The sequence below is a fragment of the Bacteroides graminisolvens genome, assembly GCF_963666085.1.
GTDB classification, from domain to species: domain Bacteria; phylum Bacteroidota; class Bacteroidia; order Bacteroidales; family Bacteroidaceae; genus Bacteroides; species Bacteroides graminisolvens.
In genome coordinates, this window is sequence record NZ_OY762556.1 from 3,600,851 (window position 1) to 3,621,746 (window position 20,896).

Sequence of the window (20,896 nt, forward strand, 5' to 3'; positions counted from 1 at the left end):
CTCAAACGGTTTACTTCATACATTTGCCTTAATTAGAAACCCATAAATACTTTAAATATGCAATACCGTGAGATCGGCAAAACCGGGATGAAAGTTTCATCTCTTAGTTTCGGAGCTTCTTCACTAGGGGGAGTATTCCACGACATTAAAGAAAAAGAGGCAATACAAAGCGTATTTACCGCCATTGAAACGGGTATGAACTTCATTGATGTTTCTCCTTACTACGGACATTACAAGGCCGAAACAGTTTTAGGAAAAGCGCTGAAAGAAATACCTCGTAACAGTTATTACGTTTCTACTAAAGTAGGACGTTATGGTAAGGATGGTGTTAACACTTGGGATTACTCGGCAAAACGTGCTAAAGAAAGCGTGTATGAGAGCATGGATCGTTTGAATATTGACTACATTGATTTAATCAATGTGCACGATATTGAATTTGCTGATCTAAACCAAATAGTAAACGAAACATTACCGGCACTCGTTGAGCTACGCGAACAAGGCATTGTAAAACACGTGGGAATAACAGATCTACAGCTTGAAAACCTGAAATGGGTAATTGATCATGTTCCAAGTGGAACAGTGGAGTCTGTACTCAATTTCTGCCACTATTGCTTGTGCGATGATAAGCTAGCAGACTTTCTTGACTATTTTGAATCAAAGGAAATCGGGATAATCAATGCTTCTCCTCTCTCTATGGGTATGCTATCCGAACGAGGCGTGCCCACTTGGCATCCGGCTCCTGTATCCTTAATTGAAGCATGCAAAAGAGCCATGGAACATTGTAAGGCGAAAAACTACCCCATAGAAAAGCTTGCGATGCAGTTCTCTGTTAACAATCCGCGAGTTACCACCACACTGTTCAGTACAGCCAATCCGGAAAACGTAAAAAAGAATGTTGCCTGGATTGAGGAAGAGATGGACAATGAACTGGTAAATGAGGTACGCGAAATCATTGGTGATCAGCAACGAGTTAGCTGGGCTAATTCATAATAGACTGTTGTATGGAATACACAATCATTGATGCACATGCACACTTGTGGCTCCGGCAAGACACAGTAGTTGACGGACTATCGGTGCGTACTCTTGAAAACGGACGTTCCTTTTTCTTGAACGAAGTACGCCAAATGTTACCTCCGTTTATGATTGACGGAAAAAATACGGCCGAAGTATTCTTGTCGAATATGGATTACGCACAAGTTTCTGCGGCTGTTATCACGCAAGAATATATTGACGGAATACAGAACGACTACCTCAGCGAAGTAGCAAGCCGTTATCCGGACCGCTTTCTTGTATGCGGCATGTGCGAATTTCGTAAACCCGGTTTTTTAAACCAGGCTAAAGAACTTATATCCAAAGGTTTTAAAGCCATTAAAATCCCGGCTCAACGTCTTATTCTGAAAGATGGAAGAGTGATGCTAAACTGCGAAGAAATGATGCAACTTTTTCATTTGATGGAAGAGCACAACATTATACTCTCTATCGACTTAGCTGATGGTGCAGAGCAAGTGCCCGAGATGGAGGAGATAATTCAAGAGTGCCCTCATCTGAAGATTGCTATCGGCCATTTCGGTATGGTAACGCGTCCCGATTGGAAAGAGCAAATACTCTTGGCTCGCCATCCTAACGTTATGGTTGAATCAGGAGGTATTACCTGGTTGTTCAATGATGAATTCTATCCCTTTAAAGGAGCGGTGAAAGCCATTCGTGAAGCAGCCGACTTAGTAGGAATGGAAAAACTGATGTGGGGCTCTGATTATCCACGTACCATCACGGCTATAACCTATAAGATGTCTTATGACTTCCTTGTGAAATCATCAGAACTGACGGAGAACGAGAAACATCTCTTTTTAGGCGAAAATGCCAAAAAGTTCTATGGATTCGGCGTTCTGCCCACATTACCCTATATCAAAAATATGTCTGAATAAAACAAATCTGCACCATGAAAAAGAATACATACACTTTACCGTTATCACTTATTTTCTGCCTTTTCTTCCTGTGGGCCATCAGCAGCAACCTGCTCCCAACCATGATCAGGCAACTCATGAAAACGTGCGAACTAAATACCTTTGAAGCATCGTTTACAGAAACGGCTTACTGGTTAGCTTATTTTATTTTCCCCATCCCTATAGCTATGTTCATGAAACGCTATAGTTACAAAGCGGGAATTATCTTTGGCCTCATATTGGCTGCTGTTGGAGGATTACTTTTCTTCCCCGCAGCCATAGTAAAAGAATATTGGGCTTACCTCTGTATCTTTTTCGTCATAGCAACCGGGATGTGCTTCCTAGAAACAGCAGCCAATCCTTACGTTACGGTACTGGGATCAGCAGAAACCGCTCCCAGAAGACTAAACCTAGCACAGTCATTCAATGGACTTGGAGCCTTCATTTCGGCCATGTTCCTGAGCAAATTAGTTTTAAGCGGTAGCCACTACACCCGAGATTCCATTCCGGCGGATTATCCAGGCGGGTGGGAAGCATATCTGCAAGTTGAGACAGATGCCATGAAGATGCCTTATCTGCTTTTGGCTATTTTGCTCATCGTTATTGCAATCATATTCATCTTTTCAAAACTTCCCAAGATAGGCGACGAAGAGTCAAATAGTTCATCGGAAAAGAAAGAAAAACTCATTGATTTCGGAGTGTTGAAGCGTTCACACTTACGTTGGGGGGTCATCGCACAGTTTTTCTATAACGGCGGACAAACAGCCATTAACAGTTTATTTTTGGTGTATTGTTGCACCTATGCCGGATTGTCTGAAGATACTGCAACCACATTCTTCGGATTGTACATGCTGGCTTTCCTTTCCGGTCGTTGGATTGGTACCGGATTAATGGTGAAGTTCCGTCCGCAAGACATGTTGTTGATTTACTCCTTAATGAATATCATTTTATGTGGCGTTGTTATGTTTTGGGGTGGCATGGTAGGACTCTATGCCATGCTTGCTATCTCTTTTTTCATGTCCATCATGTACCCTACACAATTCTCTCTTGCACTGAAAGGATTAGGAGAACATACGAAAAGCGGCTCTGCTTTTTTGGTCATGGCAATTGTTGGTAACGCATGCCTTCCACAGCTCACAGCTTATTTCATGCACGCCTACGAAGATATCTATTACATGGCCTATTTTGTGCCAATGATTTGTTTCGCCTTCTGTGCTTTCTATGGTTGGAAAGGATACAAGGTTATTGATTAATAAATTTATTATAAACAATAAAATGAAAGCAGTTCAAATTGTTAACCCCTCAGAAATTAAGGTGGTTGAGTTGGAAAAGCCGACTGTTGGTGCCGGTGAGGTGTTGGTAAGAATTAAATATGTAGGTTTTTGTGGTTCTGACCTGAACACATTTTTAGGTCGAAATCCCATGGTAAAGCTACCGGTTATTCCCGGACACGAAGTTGGTGCTGTAATTGAAGAAATAGGTTCGGAAGTACCCAGCGGATTTGAGAAAGGAATGAATGTAACATTGAATCCTTACACCAACTGTGGTAAATGTGCTTCTTGCAGAAACGGACGTGTTAACGCCTGCGAGCATAACGAAACGTTGGGTGTTCAGCGCAACGGTGTGATGTGCGAATATGCCGTATTGCCATGGACAAAGATTATCCCGGCAGGAAACATCTCTTCACGTGATTGCGCATTAATTGAACCAATGAGCGTAGGCTTTCATGCAGTGGCCCGCGGTCAGGTAACCGACAATGAATATGTTATGGTAATAGGTTGTGGAATGATTGGTATCGGCGCCATTGTACGTGCTGCACTTAGAGGAGCCACAGTCATTGCAGTAGATCTAGATGATGAAAAGCTCGATTTGGCTAAACGCATGGGTGCATCCTATGCTGTTAATTCAAAAACAGAAAATGTACACCAACGTATGCAAGAAATTACTGAAGGCTTTGGGGCCGATGTAGTCATCGAAGCAGTGGGAAGTCCGGCAACATACGTAATGGCTGTTGACGAGGTAGGCTTTACCGGTAGAGTGGTATGCATTGGTTATGCCAAGAACGAAGTGGCTTTCCAAACCAAGTATTTCGTACAGAAAGAGCTAGATATTCGTGGATCAAGAAATGCTTTACCGGCAGACTTCAGAGCAGTTATCAATTACATGAACACCGGCAATTGCCCTGTAGATGAGCTAATTACAAAAATTGTAAAACCCGAAGACACGCTTCAGGCAATGGAAGAATGGGTCGCTAATCCGGGCAAAGTTTTCAGAATTCTTGTGGAATTATAAATAGAAAAAAAATGAAGCCATTCATCCTCGTATGTAAGGGATGAATGGCTTATATAACAACTTTAATTTAAGACTTCTTATGTTGTAACAGTAACGGTTTCAAACGTGCTGTCCAAAGATCATATCCGGTCTGGTTCATGTGCAGATTATCTTTTTTAAAGATATCTTTTCGAAGTACTCCCTTTTCATCATACATGCATGAAGCTACATCCACATAGAACACATTGTTTAGAGTACTGATATATTCTTCCAACAACGTATTGATCATTTTCTGTTTAGGACCTATTTTCTCGCGTGCATACGAAGGTTTTATAGAAAGTACATAAAGAGGTACCAACGGATAATCCCGTTTTATCTTACTTATAAAAACACGGAAGAAATCAAAAGTCTGACCTATTGTGATATCTTCGGGACTGTTACAAATATCATTCTCCACATACAAAACAATAGAGTGTGGATTATAGCCACGTGCAATCACACTATAATTGTAAAGCATATCTCGTAAAGCAGCGCCGCCGTAAGATCGCCGTATAATTTTCATGGGAGCCATATCTTGGTAAATATTATCCCATAAATTAATGGAAGAGCTTCCCAAAAATAAAACGTCACACGATTTGTCTTTTAAATTTTTGTTCTCATCCACGTATTTATCTATTTCTGTTTGATAGCGGGTAACCCAGCCAGCCGCATCGGCATGCTTCACCGCAATATATTCACAAAACCGAACCGAGTCTTGCTGTAACTGTGCTTGCGCAAACACGGGCAAAGACAGAATAGTAAGAAACAGAACTCCAAAATATTGTCTCATTTTCCTATTGACTTATTTAACTACATTAAAATCTAATTTATTTAGTCCGTTCTTCACATCGGGGTGACTCATAAAAAGATCCCAAAGAAATCCCGAACGGTAATTCTCAATCATAACAGCTATCGGACCCTGATCAATAGCCAAATAAGACTTGGGAAACCACCCAGCTGTTTCACTGAATGCATCATAAAATCCATATTTACCAAAAAGTTTGCTACGCATATCATACAAATGACGCATCACTTCCATCGATTCTTTAGGCGTGTATACTATGGATGAAAGAGCAGCCGTTGGTGCAATAACTCCTAAATCGCTATTCTCGTTAGGAGCATGACCGGAGTAACCATTCACGCTATAACTAGCAGTTAACCCCCAGCAATTAGCACCGTAACCTTTATACCCTTTCGGATTTCGAATACAATAAGCCCTATTTATCAGCGTATAGTTTTTCATTTCCTCGAAATAATCAGCATACCTATCTTTTAGTCCATTCGGATTAAGTCCCAAAAATGAATAATGCGCCCAAAATAATGGTCCGGCGGCTGTACCTTGATAGCGAAGATTCAACGACAATCCTTCGGTTTTGTGGGGAGAAACAATGGCACCATTCTCTGCCCATCCCTGATGATATACCTCTTCCGAAACGCCATGAGTAGGAGAAGCTGCTGCAAGTACGTACATGATAAGACATTCATTAAAACCTCGAACCGGGAAATTCATCTCCCATCCGCAGTTCGGACTCCAATGCCAAAACAATACAGGTTGGTTATTGCAATACCAATCCCACTCCACCTCTTTCCAAAGCTTATCAATACGGGCAGCTATTTCTCGTTCTTTAGCGGAACCATCCACATAGAATTGATGAACAGCCAGCAATCCTTGCATCAAGAAAGCTGTTTCCACCAAGTCGCCACCATCATCCTTGAGACTGAATGGCTTTACTTTACCTGTTTCTCCATTCAACCAATGCGGATAAACGCCATGAAAACGGTCGGCCTTTTCCAGAAAAGAAACAATCTTTTCAAAGCGAGCAAGACCCTGTTCATCCGTAATATATCCTCGTTTTATACCCGATAAAACAGCCATTAAGCCAAACCCCGTTCCTCCGGTAGTCACAATATGCTTATCATTCTCGGGGTAGATGCCATTCTCGTTGTAGCGTTCACGTGCCATGCCACTCATCTCTTCAGCTCCATCCCAAAAATAATTGAACGTATAATACTGAATCGTGTCCAACAAATCAGTATCACACAGTCTTTTTCCTGTTACTTCCGTTTTATTTGCACAATTTCCAAACAGAAAATAGCTACAAAATAAAAGCAAAAACATCCATCGTATCTGTTTCATTATTTCTTTATTGTTATATTCACAAGAACCGGATTGTGATCTGATAAGTACCCGTATTCAGGAGTATCATTCACTACACGGTATTTATTAACCTCAATCGGGGTACTCACGTAAATGTGGTCAATCAAAGGTCTTTCAGCCATATTCAAGCGGCCGAAATCATGAAAACTCCACGACGGACCATACACCACCGCAGCAGCTCCTCGGGTATTCTTCATTCCACTATGATCCATGATTCGTATGGACTCTGATTCAGCAGTATCATTGAAATCACCCATGACAATAACCGGCAATCCGTCACCCAGTTCTTTTGCTTTTACTAATACTAATTTCAATCCCTCTTTACGGGCCAATTTACCTTCGTTATCCAAATGTGTATTGACACAAATAAACTTCTGTCCGGTTGCTTTGTCTTTCAAAACCGCCCAAGTGGCCATACGTTCGTAAGCAGCATCCCATCCTTTCACCCCAAATTTCAACGGAGTTTCACTTAAACTAAAGTTACCTTCTTTTAGCAGCTCGAAATGATCCGTTTTAAAAAACAAAGAACAATACTCACCAGCCATCTTACCGTCTGCTCTTCCCACTCCAACAGCTGTATACCGGGACAATCGTTCTGTCAAATCAACCAGTTGGCTATGCAAAACTTCCTGCATACCTATAATATCCGGTTCATAATAACGAATCATTCCGGCCACATTATCTTTGCGATGTTGCCAACTGTTTAAGCTGTCTGAAAGAACATCCAGACGAATATTGAAAGTCATCACATCAGCAACCAGACTCTTTTTTTGCATACCACACGAAGTGGTAAGCAAAAAAAGAAGGATCCAAGTCAGACTAAATTTATATTTTCTCATCGTAATTACATTTTCAGCGTAAAACTGGTTCCTTTTACATCCCGACTATTCCCTCCTATCATCACGTTAAAGTCGCCCGATTCGCACACATAGTTAAGATCGTAATCATAAAACTTCAATAATTCAGGAGTAATGGTGAATGAAACCTTGGTTGACTCACCCGCTTTCAGGAAAATCTTCCGGAATCCTTTCAGCTCTTTAACCGGACGCGTAACACTGCCTACTAAATCACGAATATAGAGTTGTATAACTTCCGCTCCATCTCGCATACCGGTATTGGTAACGGTTACTGTTGCCGTAAGTTCCCCATTCATAGTAAGAATCTTACTGCTCAATTCTACATCACTGTATTTAAAATCAGTATAGCTCAGCCCGTAGCCGAAAGGATACAAAGGGTCATTACTTACATCCAGGTAATTGCTGCGGAATTTTTCAAACCAGCCACCTTCGGGTAATGGACGACCCGTATTCTTGTGATTGTAATACAACGGAATCTGACCCACGTTCTGCGGAAAAGTCATTGTCAACTTTCCGCTGGGATTCACATCACCAAACAAAACATCACCGATGGCATAAGCTGATTCGCTGCCGCCAAACCATACATTCAATATAGCAGGTACATTTTTCTGCTCCCAAGTTAGCACGAGTGGCCTACCGGTAAATAATACCACCACAACAGGCTTACCGGTTTTAAGCAGTTCCATTAACAACGTGCGTTGTACGTCGGGTAATTCCAAGTCGGTACGCGAACTACTTTCACCACTCATTTCAGAAGATTCACCCAAAGCAGCCACAATCACGTCGGCAGTAGCAGAGACCTTCAAAGCCTCGGCCAACAGTTCCTTCTCCGTACGTCCGTCACGGTGTAAACTCCGTCCAAACATGGTAGCACGAGTTTCATAATCAGCATCACTAACCAAGTTACTACCTTTGGCATATACAACATTCATCTTATTACCCACAACTTCACGAAGCCCCTTAACCAAAGAAGGAGTACGATCCAATACGGCTGCTACGCTCCATGTTCCCACCATATTTTCACCGGCCTCAGCTAGCGGTCCCACAACCGCCACAGTACCCTGTTTCTTCAAAGGCAGCAAATCATGATCATTCTTCAATAAAACGAAACTCTCCGAAGCAATTTTACGAGCATCAGACCGATGACTATCAGTATATATTTCTTTCTGCGGACGTTTCAAGTCACAATACTTATAAGGATTAGCAAACAGTCCCAATTTATACTTCGCCTCCAAAATGCGTCGACAAGCTTGGTTCAGCACATCCATGCTTACCACTCCCTCTTCAACCGACTTCTTCAGCGTGTCTTCAAAACCCGCACTTACCATATCCATATCCACACCGGCATTAACAGCTCTGGCAGATACCGTTTTCAGATCACCAATGCCATGATGCACCATTTCGGCTATTCCGGTAAAATCTGTTACCACAAAACCATTAAAGCCCCACTGATCACGAAGTAAATCAGTCAGTAGCCATTTATTGGCAGTGGCCGGTACACCATCTATTTCATTGAAAGAAGCCATAACACTACCCGCTCCCGCATCTATTGCCGCTTTATAAGGCGGCATATACTCATTCATCATACGAATGCGACTCATATCCACCGTGTTATAATCCCGTCCGGCTTCACTGGCACCATACAAAGCAAAATGCTTCACGCAAGCCATGATCTCATTGGCAGCTTTCAGATCCTTACCCTGATACCCCCGCACCATCGCTTTGGCAATTTCAGCCCCTAAGAACGGATCTTCTCCACAGCCCTCAGAAGCTCTTCCCCAACGAGGATCGCGGCAAATATCGAGCATCGGACCAAACGTCCAACAAATACCATCTGCACTAGCCTCAACAGCAGAGATGCGTGCCGACTTCTCAATAGCCTCCATATCCCATGTACACGACAAGCCCAATGGAATAGGAAAAACCGTTTCGTATCCGTGAATCACATCCATTCCAAAAATCAAAGGAATCTTCAGCCTACTCTCTTCCACTGCTAGTTTCTGAACCTCTTTAATTTTGGCAACTCCCTTCAGATTAAACAATCCTCCTACTTTTCCCTGACGAATCTTCTCGGCCACATTGCTGCTTTTAGCCTGTCCCGTAGTAATTTCTCCGCTTACAGGTAAATTAAGCTGCCCAATTTTCTCCTCAATAGTCATTTTCTTCATCAAAGCATCGATAAAACGATTCATCTCCGCAGAAGATTGCTGCGCAAAAGCAGAAACAGAAACCAGCAAAACAAGAGAAACTATATATTTTCTATAATACCAACTATTCATAAGTGACTAATTTTACCAATTGAAACAAAAGAGTCTAAGAAGGTTATGCCTAAACACCCCCTTCTTAGACATATATATTTATATAATACCTATTATTTATAATCCGAATTCTGAACCAATACCCCGTTCGACTTATCAATCTCATCTTGAGGTAGCGGTAAATAACGGTGCTTATCCTGATACTTAACCTTACCAGCCGCATGCAGAACATCTTTAGCTACACCCCAACGAACCAAATCGTAGAAACGGTCAAACTCCAATCCCAGTTCCACTCGGCGTTCGTGACGAATGGCATCTCTCAACAAAGCCTGATCCAATGTAGTAACCTTAGGCAAAATAGTATTATCATTGCCACGAGCACGGGCACGGACCATTTCCAAATCATCAGAAGCCTCCTTCGTGTTGCCTAATTCATTGGCAGCCTCAGCAGCCATCAATACCACATCCGCATACCTGATCAAACGAATATTCACCCAAAAACCACTGTTGGTAAACTCCTTACGCTTAGCAGGATCTGTATAAGCCTTTTTATTATAATAACCTCCCATTGCAGAAGAGACCGGAGACTCCCCATAAGGTTTGTTCGTATTAGCAGCTGTAACAGGTTCATCGGCACTTTTGCGGAAATAAAGCAAAGTAGCATCCTTACGCGGATCACCCGATTCGTAAGCCGTACCTAGTTCTTTGGTAGCCATGTGCCAGCCCCAGCCTAAGTTCCACTGACCCGAGCCACGCACACCTTGTACCTGGCAAAACTGACTTCCAATGGAAGTACTAGCCGGCAGAGCAGCTGTCGACGCACATTGCAATTCAAAGACAGACTCACTGCAATTCTCACCTGCATCCGTAAATATCTGATCGTAAGGAGTATCTAAGTTATACAATCCGGAACTCATTACCTCTTTGGCAGCAGCAGACATGTTACTCCAACTATTTCTCATCATGTATGTACGTGCATGTAGTGCACGGGCAGCTCCCCAAGTTAACCGACCGATATATTCGGAAGTCCATTGTCTGGGAAGCAGCTTTTCAGCTTCATCCAAATCCAGGTCAATTTGCTCATAAATCTTCTCCACAGTCGTTTTAGGGACATTAGCTTCGGCTGCATCGCGAATTTTGGCTGTCACCAAAGGAACCTCGCCAAACGCCCTGACCAGATTAAAGTAACAATAAGCACGGAAAAAGAGAGCCTCACCCTTATTCCTTTTAACACCTTCATCATCAGAGCTTAAATTATTGACCGCATCGATAACAGAGTTTGCCTGATAGATGATCGTATAGTTTTGAGACCAATAGGCTTTTACCGTTCCATTATTCGTGGTATACTCAAAATCATCCCAAAACGCAGCCTGGTCTGCCCCATCGCCAGCCGAACTTCCTTTTTCAGAATCTTCGGAACGAACGTTGTGTACCATGAAAGCAGGAATACCGGCGGTAATGTTATAGCTACGCATCATCGTGTACATACTGAAAACCTGTCCGTCTATTGACGAGCCACCTTCAGGCGTATCATCCTCAGTAAACTGTCCAAGAGGGCTACGATCCAGAAAATCACTACAACCTGTTAGGCCAAAGACGGAAGTAGCCAACATCAGTGATAATATATATTTATTCAGTTTCATAATATGCAATTTTAAGGGTAATTAGAAAGTTAAGTTAAGGCCAAACGTATACACAGCCGGCATAGGATACGAACCATCATCAACACCGAAAGCCGTAGCAGAGCCTCCCAGTTCAGGAGTATAGCCGGTATTATTCTTCCAAGTCTTGAGATTCTGAATATTGGTGTAAACCTTTAAGGCTTTTATGCGTAACTTATCCAAGAATCCTTTGTCAAAGTTATAAGCCAACTGAATGTTACGTATGCGGAAGAAACTACCGTCCTCAATGTAATAATCAGAGTTCTGGTTATTAATGGTGTGCTTAATATTCAGCAAGGGTTGTGTATTCGATGTTCCTTCACCGTGCCAGCGACCCACTCGTTGAGCCATGTAGTTGAACTGTGACCAATTATAATTATCCCAAGTACGGAATATTTCATTTCCCTGCTGTCCCATCATGTCGATGCTTAGTTCCAGATTCTTGTAAGACACACCTAAATTAATGCCGTAAGTAAAATCCGGTGTTGGATTACCAATAATAGTACGGTCGGCCGGAGTTATCATTTCATCTCCGTCTACATCTACAAATTTCAAGTCACCGGGAGTCACTGTTGCCAGCTTGTTGACGGGAGAATTAGCAATCTCAGCAGCCGATTGATACACACCTTCCACTTTGTATCCGTAGAAATATCCGATTGGATAGCCTGCCTGCGTGTAACTCATGCTCTTGGCACCGTCAATTATGGAATAACCATTCTGCACCAGACTTAATACCTTGTTTTTAATGGTAGTCAAGTTACCGCCAATGCTATATCCCCAGTCGCCTTTGCGGTCACTCCACGAAGCAGCCAGTTCTATACCCTTATTTTCAATCTCACCCAAATTGCCTACTCCCGGTACTGTGCCCGATAATCCCGGAACAGTAGCCAGCAAATCCTTCGTATTCTTGTGATAATAAACACCTTCCACATGCAAACGATTCTTCAACATATTAGCATCAAAACCGGCTTCCCACGCTTCCACCTTTTCCCAACGCAAGTTAGGATTGGGTAAATATTCCAATTGATAGCCCGGTATAATGTTGTCTCCAAATACGGCAGAGGATGAGTTGAGCAACAACGGTTGAGCCGGATAAGCAGACTTCATGGCCTGATTACCTAGTGTACCCCAAGAACCTTTCAGTTTCAACATATCGAAGAGATGTTGATCGGACATAAACTTCTCTTCCGACATTAACCAACCACCACCAATGGAGTAGAAGTTCTGCCACTGATTACCAGTGTAAGAGAAAGCAGAAGAACCATCGCGACGGAAAGAAGCATTCACCAAATACTTCCCTTTATAGTTATACAGCAAACGAGCCAGAGCAGATACGGTGGTACGTTCCCACTGTGAACTGCCATTGGTTGAAGCACCTGCGTCACCAATGCTTACATACCATTTATCAGGATCATCAGCAATCACCAATCCCACACCTTGATCACGGCCGGCAGTAAGTGAGCTGTACGAATTGTAATAGGTAGTAAAGCCGGCAGTTACGGTTATGCTATGATCATTAAACGAATCAACATACGTGAGCAAGTAATCGCTCTGCACCTTTGTCTCATCACTCTTGGTTTGTTCAACAGCCGTTTTCTTCGTTCCCAAAATATTGATGTTACCCGCTGCTTCAGGATCATACACCTTCACGATAGGCGTATATTTGCGAGAATTGTTTGAAGCATAATCCATTGAGAAAGTAGTGCGGAAAGTAAACTTCTTCAAGAAATTCCATTCCCCGTACACATTACCGGCAGCCCTGTAATTGGTAGCTCTGGTTGTGTTGGCACGTTCTTCAACATCCACCATCGGGTTGCTGATCTGTGCTTTCTGAAATTCAGGAAGAGCAGCAAACAGCTGATACTCATCATTAAAAATGGGAGCAACCGGAGTGGCACGAATAGCACTAAGCACCTCTTTAGCATCTGTAGGTAATATACGCGCTCCATTAAATTGGAAACCGAATCTCAAATCTTTGTTTACGCTATATTCATTGCTGGCATTCAGCGTAATCTTGCTATACTTTTCATGCTTAATGTTACCTTGTTCACTGGAATAACCCACTCCCAAATAAAATCTATTCTTATCAGAAGCACCGGTAATGCTGATGTTGTTATTGGTTACAAAGCCGGTTTGAAAGATCGCATCTTGCCAATCGGTATCCGCATTCCAGTCAGAGAAATCAAACGGAGCAGTTCCCTGGTTGGTAAGTTGTTCATTATATAACTCCTTGAACTCTGCCGCATTGGCCATGTCAATCTTGTCGACCACCCTTTTCCAGCCGAAAGAAGTATTGATATTAACCAGCGTTTGTCCGGCTTTGGCCTTCTTGGTAGTTACAATAATCACCCCATTGGCACCACGTACACCAAAGATAGCCAATGAAGAAGGGTCTTTCAGAATCTCCATTGATTCAATATCGGCCGGATTGAGGAAATTAATATTATCGTTAAACAGTCCGTCAACAATATACAGCGGAGCAAAACCGTTGATAGAGTTGGTACCACGAACACGAATTTCAGGATCGGCACCGGCACGTCCGGTATTCACCACTTGCACACCGGCCACCTTACCTTGTAAAGACGATAAAGGATTTGAAGCCGGTTTGTTAGCAATTTCCTCCCCTTTAATATTAGTGATTGATCCGGTCAGGTCGCGCTTCTTTGCCGAGCCATAACCAATAACAACCGTTTCGGTCAACATGGTAACATCTTCGGCCATCGACACGTTGATCACTTTACGGCCGTCGACCTTTACTACCAGCGTTTTCATTCCGATATAAGAGAATCGTAAAGTAGCATTTGGAGCAGCTAGAATGGAATAATTGCCATCGATATCTGTTATAGAACCGCCGGAAGAATTAACCACCTGAACTGCAACTCCAATCAGAGGCTCGTTCTGTTCGTTAGTTACCTTACCCGTGAGAGTCGTATTCTGAGCAAAAACAGAAGAGAAGCAGATGCCCATAACGCCTATCAGGAAAGATATAGCTCTTAATCGGCACAAACTCTTCGTAGATTTTTCTTTAAAAGATTGTTTTTTCATTGCATTAAATTTTAACAATAAACACTTTCGATTCTCCTTGCCGTTTCAGCACACTCCCTGTTCATTCAAAACCAATTTAAACGGGCCCTGTTATAATCAGGTATCAAGTTAACAAAGAGCAACCAGATATTGGCGGCAATTGAAATCGGAAGCAAACATATCAATGGAAAATCGGAGGAACAAAAAAAGTTCCTCATAATAGATACATGGAGGCGCTTTTTAACAAACAAAGCACCTCACATTTACCTCTCAAAATAAAATTATATTCTGATTTACAAGCACTTACAAGACTAAATCAGTCAATCTCCATAAAGCAGTCGTTGAGGTTTTGAGTAGGTTTCAAATCGAGTTTTTTTCTTAACCGATAGCGGTTATTCTCTACTGCCCGTACCGATATGTTCATTAAAGAAGCAATGTCTTTTGATTCCAAACCAAGTTTCAAGCAAGCGCATAACCTCAGGTCATTGTTGGTCAGTTGCGGATACAGCATTTTCAGCTTCTTGAAAAAATTCTTATGTTTCTCTTCAAAGCGGATAAGGAACATATTCCAGTCGTCTTCCGTATCCATGTTATTGGCTAAAAGTGCATTTATTTTCTGAATAAAAGGCAGCAATGATTTCTGAGCACTCTTTGCATAGAAATCGTCGGCAATATTCTTCAAACTCAGAATCAGTTCGTTCTTTTTGATGATAAAAGAAGTCTGTGTAAACAGCTCGGCATCTTTCTCCTCTATTTTATTGAGTAAGTTTTCGTTCATCCTCCTCAAGTAACGAGCCTCACGCGCACGAACTTTCTGCAAGTGCAGGTTGCGATACCGCCTTAAGATAAGCATCCACACCAAGTAAAGCACAGAACCGGTAATTAGTACATAAAGCAGATAAGCCCAATACGTTTGATACCAGGGAGACAAGATTTCAAACCGATACACAGTCTCTTCGGATTCATTGCCCAATCCGTCAATCGTTCTTAGTTTAAACGTGTAACTGCCTTTGGGCAAACGAGCGTAAAAAACACTCCCCGAAGTAGACGGTTCGCTCCATTCATTACCCATCCCCTCAAGAAGGTACTGCACAGAAAGGTTGGAAGTAAACGAATGACTTTCGGTGAAATTAAACGTCACGTTGTTATAATTATAAGGAATTTCAGCATCCTCACCGGGAGCCAGATAACGTTCCTTTCCGCCGGATATGCTGATCTTGACTGATTCGATAAGAGGAGCATTTAATTTCACTCCGGCACTTTTTTCATGCAAATTATGAAGAATAAATCCCGCATCAAGACACACCAGTGATACAGAATCGTTCAACACAGAAATGTTCTCATCCGCATTCACAAGCGACAAGTTATCGTTATCTACATTATACGCCTCCAAAATCCGGGCAATGTAACCATCGTACATCAATCGATAAATGGAAGAACTCGTGATAGCCCAGCTCTGATCGTCGTTGATGTGAACCAATCGCTTCAAGTCACTGACCTGTGCAAAGCATTTATTCAATTTATTCTCGGGTACAATCTGATCTCTGTTCTCATCATACACCCAGAAAGTATTATCACCCAGAAATACAATTCTGCCGCCGACCTTGAACAGTGATAATTTCTCAGGAAGAGACTTATCCTTCTCCGTTCCATAATAAAAAAGATAGTGATAAGATTTGTAGTCATCCGTTAGCCGACACTTATAGATACCCTGTCCCACTGTTTCCATCCAGATATTATTTAAGTGATCGACCTCCGCATTAATAACCGATTTAGAGATTCCACTTACCTCCCACACCTTGCGCGTGTCCATATCGACAATGGCCGGTTTGTTATACGTAACCACAAACAGCAAATTACGATCCTTCACCGGCAACTTTGTAATACGGAACACCCCCGTATGCAAGGGGTAAGGAGCCGATGCATTCATATCCTTCCCAATTTCGAGAATACTCATGTTGTGCCCGCAAAACAGTCGGCCATCAACCGCAGAGAAGCTCCACACCTGTCCTTGCGTGCCTTTCATAAATTTCAGCGAAGAAAAATAGTCGGAACTAAAAAGAGATTTTTGAGGAATGTAATACACCCCCTGATTGGTTCCTATCAGCAGATAGTTATTCCAATAAGTAGCACAATACACAGCCCCGATATCTTGCGAGAAAGAGTTATAATAACTAAGCCCTTTGGTGTAGCGAATGTACGCCAGTCCCCGGTCCATACCTACCCACACATTATCCAGATTGTCTTTGCACAAAGCCAGAATCGTATTGTTTTGCAACGAATTCTTTGACGAGTAGTGAGCTAAAACATTTCCGTTGGCATCAGTCTCATACACTCCGTCGAGCAAAGTTCCCCAGTAGTAAGTCCCCCGCTTAGGCACACCGACCGCACTATTGAGTTCCTTGTCACGAAGCACTTCACTGAACGCCTTGTTCCAAAGCGTAAAACGCCCTCCGGCATACCGATAAATCTCTCCGGAAGAAGTGCCAACCAAACACTGACCGTTACCGTGTGCTAAAATAACCCGGGCCAGCTTCCCTTTGAAAATGTCACTGCCTTCTATTCGTTGCAACTTATCGTTCGTGAGCCGGTACAGCGAACCGTAAATCTCCTGTACCCAATACTCATCACCCACCTGATGAAGAAACAGCAAACCGTTTTTCAATCCTAGTTGGCGAACAGACGTTCCGTTAAAGATATAGATGTGTCCGAACGATTGGTAATAAACCTTCTTGTTTTTGTTATCGACGCACACCCGCCAGATTGTTTCGTTATGCAACATCCCTTTGGGCAAGAGTTTTTTGAAGCTAATATATTTCAGATTGCCGGAAACATCACGATTCCAACGGCCAATGTCTTCAAAACCGCCGGTATAAATAACCTCGTGTGACTCAATACCGATTCCTTTAATATAAGAACCGTTTATACTCGGATGCAATTTCCAGACCATGCCGTCGAATTCAAGCAAGCCTTTATCGTTACCAAAATACATTATCCCCCTCTCATCCTGGCATGCACTCCAGTTCTTATTGGCGGCCTTGTATTTATCCCTATAGATATTAATAATAAACGGTTTTTCGGCAGCATGAATCTCTATAAAACAAAGTATAAAAAGAAAATAAAAGATTTTTTTCAAGTTCATAATATACAATATTAAGGTTCTGCAAAGATAGTTGAATAAACGAAGTCGAGACTTTGATCATTTAGTTTTTTAATACTAGATTTGTGGGAAAATAGTTTTTATAGTAACACCATTGTATATGAAAGAATTTTGGGAAGAAAGTTTCATTGACAAACAAGAGATGTGGGGTTTTGAACCAGCCCCGTCAGCTATCATTACAAAAGACTTCTTTATCGAAAAATCAATAAAGGAAGTTCTCATTCCGGGTATCGGTTATGGACGTAATGCACAAATATTCAAAGAAAATGGAATGAACATTACGGGAATAGAGATATCAAAAACGGCTATTGATTTAGCAAAAAAACATTATGGAGATGGAATGACAATCTATCATGGTTCTGTTACCAACATGCCTTTTGACCAGAAATTATACGATGGGATATTTTGTTATGCTTTGATTCACTTATTGAATGTCGACGAAAGAGCTAAGTTAATAAAAGATTGCTATAACCAGCTAAAAGAAAATGGTTATATGGTATTTATCGCTATAAGCAAAAGTGCACAAACATACGGAAAAGGCACGTATGTATGTAAAGATACATTTGAATTATTCGGTGGTGTGAAGATGTTCTTTTACGATGAAGAGTCCATACTTGCCGAATTTGGAAATGCCGGATTGATTAAAATGAGTCTCATCGACGAAAATTATCCCTTCTATTATATATTATGCAAGAAAGGTCAATGAAGCTATAAAGCAAACCCTCTTAAAAATAACTAAGATGAAAGATATTCCTGTTCATAAAATACAGAGTCAGTCTTCACTCGACCTTGAATTCAACTATGCTGAAATGAGAGGTGACTGTAGTGAGATCATAATGAAATCAAATAAAAATGTAATTCACCGTGATGAATATTTCATGTTTATGTTTTGTGAGACTGCATCGGCTGTGTTTACCATTGATTTTGAAACAATTCATTGGCAAGGAGAAACAGTCTTCTATGTTCGTCCCGGCCAGATACACTTTGCATCTTCTCTCCAAGAAATAAGAGGTTGGTCACTAGCTATTGATCCCGTGTTAGTGCAAAAAGAATACAAAGAAATATTCGAAGAACAACTTAACACACAAAAACCCATCACATTAAATCCACTTATTAGCAACAGAATGCGCGATACTGCCCGTTTATTATATAGCATCATTCAAAGTAAACCTACAACCTTTGGGAACAATATGGTTTTAAATTTAGCAAACCTATTCATCGGTATCATAGCAGAACAATATGCACAACATTCAAACGGCTCATCCCCCTCTCAAAACCGATCAATATTAATAGCTCATCAATTCAAAAAACAATTGATGGATAACTTTAAAACAACCAAGAAGCCATCAGAATATGCCAAACTGCTTAATTACTCTCTTTCACACCTAAATGAATCAGTAAAAAGTGCAACCGGATTTTCCGTTAGCCGTTGTATACAACAACAAGTAATTTTGGAAGCCAAACGTTTGTTGTATTACACAAACCTTGATATTAAGGAGATTGCATACAAACTAGGTTATGAAGACCATGCGTATTTTTCACGCCTCTTTTCAAAGAACGTAGGAATGTCTCCAAACACTTTCAGGCAAAAATTCCACGAATAGTCCAACTTCTTCATTCATCTATCTCTTTCATCCCAAGTTTAGCAGACGTAATTTTGCATCTGTAACAGCAAGACGTTATAAGAAAGTAATATACTAAAATAATAACTTGTAAAGATGACAACATTACTAATTACGGCAAGCTTGGTCTTGCTCATTCTTCTTCATTATTTAAGATTCAAACGTGCAAAAAAGAAAGTGATTCATGTTATTGATGAGAACTGTGCAGGATGCCAGCTTTGTGTAAAAAAATGCCGTCACAAAGCGTTAGAAATAGAGTTCTTTGAATCAAGACGGCGTGCAGTAATAAAATACCCTGAAAAATGCACTGCATGCAAAGACTGTATTTCAGTATGTAAATTCAATGCTTTGGAACTAGTATGCCGGAAATAAAAAATCAATTGCTTCACTGATCAAAATATAAAATACAGATCAAACAAAGCATACTAAAAAGAGTACGATTTACCTTGGCTCTATTTCACAACTCTTCTCCCGGAGAAAAAAAAGTGTGGTTTACCCTCACTTACCATCACTAACTTGACCAAAACGTCCTATTTATAGGCCTTAGAGAAGAGTGATAGTAAAATATGTCTACCACTAAATTGCCTATTTTACCCTCACTATCTATCACTTTTAACTAAGTATATAGATTCATTAACTCCAATTTAACTAAAAAAGCCACGATGTTTCGGCTATATGGAGTGCTTTTTGATGAAAAATGGCAAAAAGTCACTTCATAAGTCATCAAAAACAGGCTATTGTGCATTGATAAATCCCTTTTTCGGCTTTGCTCTTCGGTCAAATTCACACTGAATTGACTTCTTTCAACGCAGGTTGTATATTTGTTTTATTTGGAAACTTTGACTTATACTAAAAATGGTTGTTACTATTAGAAGCTTGTTACTAAAAGTAGAACTAATTTTACAAATTCACTCCTTGATGCCATGAATTAGACAAATCTTGTCAAGAGCAGATTTATATATTATTAACCAATAAACAGGGAAGCAACAAGGAACGGCAAGACTTTGGTAAAACATAACCAACTTTTTGAAAAACATAACCGACTTTTTCAAAAAGATAACGAGCAATTTTAAATCGTAAACCGTCTTTTGGGTGCATATTTCGGTGATACCCACCCAGCGATTTCGGTCATATCCACCCAGTGTTTTTACTGATACATGGCTTTCTTTTGCAAATTTATTATTTCTTTCTCAAACTCTCTCCTTTAATATCAAAACGATGTGACGAATGTACAATTCTATCCAGTATCGCATCAGCAATAACCTCATTGCCTATCACATCATACCATTTACTAACCGGCAGCTGACTTGCAATAATTGTAGCCTTTCTCCCATGTCTGTCCTCTATGATTTCCATAAAATCGTTTTGTTGTTGCCCCTCTAATGCTTTCATTCCAAAGTCATCGATAATGAGTAAATCCACTCTGGATATCTTGGCAACCAACTTGATGATTGTTCCATCTACCCTTGCCAACTTGAGTTTACCGAGCAATTTCTGCATATTGAAGTAACACACTTTATAACCTTGATGACAAGCTTTGTTTCCTAGTGCGGTAGCCAGATAACTCTTGCCTACTCCTGCAGCACCAGTTATCAGGATCGCCTCTCCTTTATCTATATAACTTCCGGTACCCAACACTGCCAACATGTTTGAATCTACCCCACGATGACTACCGGCTTGAAGTTGTTCCAAGGTTGCACTGTAACGGAAGTCTGCCTCTTTTACAAGGCGGTTATTCCGATTCGTTGTACGGGTATCTCTCTCTGCCTGCAAAAGTAGCATGATTCCGTCAACAAGAGTAAGCTTATCTAAACGTTTGGTTTCGCCAAGTGAAGCCCATAGGCGAGCCATGCCTGATAGCTTGAGCGAGTGAAGTTCTTTAATAATTTCTTCCATGATACAT

At 41.2% G+C, this 20,896-nt stretch carries 15 protein-coding genes; 7 read left to right on the forward strand and 8 right to left on the reverse strand.

Annotation, left to right across the window (positions count from 1 at the left end; all coding sequences use genetic code 11):
• Nucleotides 1-57: 57 nt before the first annotated feature.
• The 4 genes from ACKPCE_RS15035 to ACKPCE_RS15050 are packed head-to-tail and all read left to right on the forward strand — an operon-like array spanning nucleotide 58 to nucleotide 4,235.
• The gene (locus ACKPCE_RS15035) at nucleotides 58-990 is read left to right on the forward strand and encodes an aldo/keto reductase (RefSeq protein ID WP_319505782.1); all 933 of its coding nucleotides are present in this window, start codon (nucleotides 58-60) and stop codon (nucleotides 988-990) included.
• 11 nt (nucleotides 991-1,001) lie between these two features.
• Nucleotides 1,002-1,925 (forward strand): amidohydrolase family protein, encoded by a 924-nt coding sequence (locus tag ACKPCE_RS15040; protein ID WP_319505783.1) that lies wholly within the window; start codon nucleotides 1,002-1,004, stop codon nucleotides 1,923-1,925.
• Nucleotides 1,926-1,939: 14 nt separating this feature from the next.
• Nucleotides 1,940-3,196 (forward strand): L-fucose:H+ symporter permease, encoded by a 1,257-nt coding sequence (gene fucP, locus ACKPCE_RS15045; RefSeq protein WP_319505784.1) that lies wholly within the window; start codon nucleotides 1,940-1,942, stop codon nucleotides 3,194-3,196.
• A 22-nt stretch (nucleotides 3,197-3,218) separates the two neighbouring features.
• A complete protein-coding gene (locus tag ACKPCE_RS15050; RefSeq protein ID WP_319505785.1) occupies nucleotides 3,219-4,235 on the forward strand; it encodes a zinc-binding alcohol dehydrogenase family protein in 1,017 nt (338 codons plus the stop codon).
• A 67-nt stretch (nucleotides 4,236-4,302) separates the two neighbouring features.
• Here the strand turns inward: ACKPCE_RS15050 and ACKPCE_RS15055 are convergent, their stop codons facing one another.
• The 7 genes from ACKPCE_RS15055 to ACKPCE_RS15085 form a co-directional block, all read right to left on the reverse strand.
• A complete protein-coding gene (locus tag ACKPCE_RS15055; RefSeq protein WP_319505786.1) occupies nucleotides 4,303-5,043 on the reverse strand; it encodes an SGNH/GDSL hydrolase family protein in 741 nt (246 codons plus the stop codon).
• Between the two features lie 12 nt (nucleotides 5,044-5,055).
• Nucleotides 5,056-6,390 carry a glucoamylase family protein gene (locus ACKPCE_RS15060; protein ID WP_319505787.1) on the reverse strand — a complete coding sequence of 445 codons (1,335 nt, stop codon included), beginning with the start codon at nucleotides 6,388-6,390 and terminating at the stop codon, nucleotides 5,056-5,058.
• Complete coding sequence (locus tag ACKPCE_RS15065) at nucleotides 6,390-7,250, reverse strand: endonuclease/exonuclease/phosphatase family protein (protein WP_319505788.1); 861 nt, start codon at nucleotides 7,248-7,250, stop codon at nucleotides 6,390-6,392. The genes ACKPCE_RS15060 and ACKPCE_RS15065 overlap by 1 nt, the downstream gene beginning before the upstream one ends.
• Before the next feature lie 5 nt (nucleotides 7,251-7,255).
• On the reverse strand, nucleotides 7,256-9,547 hold the full coding sequence (bglX, locus tag ACKPCE_RS15070) for a beta-glucosidase BglX (protein WP_319505789.1): 2,292 nt from the start codon (nucleotides 9,545-9,547) through the stop codon (nucleotides 7,256-7,258).
• A 92-nt stretch (nucleotides 9,548-9,639) separates the two neighbouring features.
• On the reverse strand, nucleotides 9,640-11,169 hold the full coding sequence (locus ACKPCE_RS15075) for a RagB/SusD family nutrient uptake outer membrane protein (RefSeq protein WP_319505790.1): 1,530 nt from the start codon (nucleotides 11,167-11,169) through the stop codon (nucleotides 9,640-9,642).
• Between the two features lie 21 nt (nucleotides 11,170-11,190).
• Complete coding sequence (locus ACKPCE_RS15080) at nucleotides 11,191-14,232, reverse strand: SusC/RagA family TonB-linked outer membrane protein (protein ID WP_407655011.1); 3,042 nt, start codon at nucleotides 14,230-14,232, stop codon at nucleotides 11,191-11,193.
• Between the two features lie 295 nt (nucleotides 14,233-14,527).
• Entirely contained in the window at nucleotides 14,528-17,353 is a 2,826-nt protein-coding gene (locus tag ACKPCE_RS15085; RefSeq protein ID WP_319505792.1) for a helix-turn-helix and ligand-binding sensor domain-containing protein, read from the reverse strand.
• A gap of 118 nt (nucleotides 17,354-17,471) precedes the next feature.
• Between ACKPCE_RS15085 and ACKPCE_RS15090 the strand changes: the two genes are divergently transcribed.
• The 3 genes from ACKPCE_RS15090 (at nucleotide 17,472) to ACKPCE_RS15100 (ending at nucleotide 19,365) form a co-directional block, all read left to right on the forward strand.
• Nucleotides 17,472-18,077: a class I SAM-dependent methyltransferase gene (locus tag ACKPCE_RS15090; protein WP_319505793.1), complete on the forward strand. Its 606-nt coding sequence runs from the start codon at nucleotides 17,472-17,474 to the stop codon at nucleotides 18,075-18,077.
• 34 nt (nucleotides 18,078-18,111) lie between these two features.
• On the forward strand, nucleotides 18,112-18,975 hold the full coding sequence (locus ACKPCE_RS15095; RefSeq protein ID WP_319505794.1) for a helix-turn-helix transcriptional regulator: 864 nt from the start codon (nucleotides 18,112-18,114) through the stop codon (nucleotides 18,973-18,975).
• A 114-nt stretch (nucleotides 18,976-19,089) separates the two neighbouring features.
• On the forward strand, nucleotides 19,090-19,365 hold the full coding sequence (locus ACKPCE_RS15100; RefSeq protein WP_319505795.1) for a 4Fe-4S dicluster domain-containing protein: 276 nt from the start codon (nucleotides 19,090-19,092) through the stop codon (nucleotides 19,363-19,365).
• Between the two features lie 807 nt (nucleotides 19,366-20,172).
• Here ACKPCE_RS15100 and istB read toward each other — a convergent pair.
• Nucleotides 20,173-20,889, reverse strand: a complete 717-nt coding sequence (istB, locus tag ACKPCE_RS15105; protein ID WP_319503749.1) for an IS21-like element helper ATPase IstB — start codon at nucleotides 20,887-20,889, stop codon at nucleotides 20,173-20,175.
• Nucleotides 20,890-20,896: the final 7 nt, after the last annotated feature.

What these genes read in the sequence shown, in the direction of transcription:
- ACKPCE_RS15035 (WP_319505782.1), top strand. Translation starts at nt 58, where the DNA reads ATGCAATACCGTGAGATCGGCAAAACCGGGATGAAAGTTTCATCTCTT.
- ACKPCE_RS15040 (WP_319505783.1), top strand. Translation starts at nt 1,002, where the DNA reads ATGGAATACACAATCATTGATGCACATGCACACTTGTGGCTCCGGCAA.
- fucP (WP_319505784.1), top strand. Translation starts at nt 1,940, where the DNA reads ATGAAAAAGAATACATACACTTTACCGTTATCACTTATTTTCTGCCTT.
- ACKPCE_RS15050 (WP_319505785.1), top strand. Translation starts at nt 3,219, where the DNA reads ATGAAAGCAGTTCAAATTGTTAACCCCTCAGAAATTAAGGTGGTTGAG.
- ACKPCE_RS15055 (WP_319505786.1), bottom strand. Translation starts at nt 5,043, where the DNA reads ATGAGACAATATTTTGGAGTTCTGTTTCTTACTATTCTGTCTTTGCCC.
- ACKPCE_RS15060 (WP_319505787.1), bottom strand. Translation starts at nt 6,390, where the DNA reads ATGAAACAGATACGATGGATGTTTTTGCTTTTATTTTGTAGCTATTTT.
- ACKPCE_RS15065 (WP_319505788.1), bottom strand. Translation starts at nt 7,250, where the DNA reads ATGAGAAAATATAAATTTAGTCTGACTTGGATCCTTCTTTTTTTGCTT.
- bglX (WP_319505789.1), bottom strand. Translation starts at nt 9,547, where the DNA reads ATGAATAGTTGGTATTATAGAAAATATATAGTTTCTCTTGTTTTGCTG.
- ACKPCE_RS15075 (WP_319505790.1), bottom strand. Translation starts at nt 11,169, where the DNA reads ATGAAACTGAATAAATATATATTATCACTGATGTTGGCTACTTCCGTC.
- ACKPCE_RS15080 (WP_407655011.1), bottom strand. Translation starts at nt 14,232, where the DNA reads ATGAAAAAACAATCTTTTAAAGAAAAATCTACGAAGAGTTTGTGCCGA.
- ACKPCE_RS15085 (WP_319505792.1), bottom strand. Translation starts at nt 17,353, where the DNA reads ATGAACTTGAAAAAAATCTTTTATTTTCTTTTTATACTTTGTTTTATA.
- ACKPCE_RS15090 (WP_319505793.1), top strand. Translation starts at nt 17,472, where the DNA reads ATGAAAGAATTTTGGGAAGAAAGTTTCATTGACAAACAAGAGATGTGG.
- ACKPCE_RS15095 (WP_319505794.1), top strand. Translation starts at nt 18,112, where the DNA reads ATGAAAGATATTCCTGTTCATAAAATACAGAGTCAGTCTTCACTCGAC.
- ACKPCE_RS15100 (WP_319505795.1), top strand. Translation starts at nt 19,090, where the DNA reads ATGACAACATTACTAATTACGGCAAGCTTGGTCTTGCTCATTCTTCTT.
- istB (WP_319503749.1), bottom strand. Translation starts at nt 20,889, where the DNA reads ATGGAAGAAATTATTAAAGAACTTCACTCGCTCAAGCTATCAGGCATG.